Genomic DNA, 671 nt, shown 5'->3' with positions numbered 1-671 from the left:
GTGCCGTGTAGCGCAGGTTGAAGGCGACGAGCCGTGCCATGGCCTCCGGCGGTGGCAGGTGCGTGACGTCGAGCTGCTCCTCCTCTTCGCGCTTGGCGGCATAGGCGGCCTCCAGCACGGCGAGCCAGAGGTCCTCCTTGGCGCCGAAATAGGCGTAGAGCATCCGCTTGTTGGAATTGGCCCGGACGGCGATCTCGTCCACGCGCGCGCCGGCCAGGCCATGCGCGGCGAATTCCGCCGTGGCCGCGTCGAGGATCCGCGCGCGGGTGGCGGCCGCGCGGGGCGAGAGCGCCGCGGTGCTCAGCTCTTCCGCAACCCCCAGAAGAGTGGCGTCGGCCAGCGGACGAAATCGCTGAGCCGCGTGCTGACCGCCGTCGCGAAGTAGAACTGCCCGAGCGGGATGAACGGCACGTTCTGGAAGGCCAGGACCTGCATGCGCCGCGCGACGGCCTGCTGCGCCGCGAGGTCGGGCGCCTCCAGCCATTCGTCACGCATCGCCTCCATGGGCGCATCCGTCGGCCAGCCGAACCAGCCCTGGAGACCATTGCCGCGCAGCGGCTGGTGCACGACCGGGTCCATCACCGACAGCCCGCTATAGGAGGTGCAGAAGGCGCTCCATCCCCCGCGCTCCACAGGCTCACGGTTGCTGCGGCGCTGGATGAGCGTGCCCC

General features: G+C 70.6%; 1 protein-coding gene and 1 pseudogene. Both read right to left on the bottom strand.

Translation table 11 applies throughout. From position 1 onward, the window contains the following. Positions 1-202, bottom strand: a 202-nt coding sequence (locus AC1DWF_RS35105) for a TetR family transcriptional regulator (RefSeq protein ID WP_476843084.1), incomplete at its 3' end; no start/stop codon positions are given. 98 nt (positions 203-300) lie between these two features. After that, positions 301-671: pseudogene (locus AC1DWF_RS35100) on the bottom strand (ABC transporter substrate-binding protein); the annotation flags it as partial.

It is taken from the genome of Aminobacter sp. P4_D5 (genome assembly GCF_056401815.1).
This window is presented reverse-complemented; position numbering and strand designations above follow the sequence as displayed.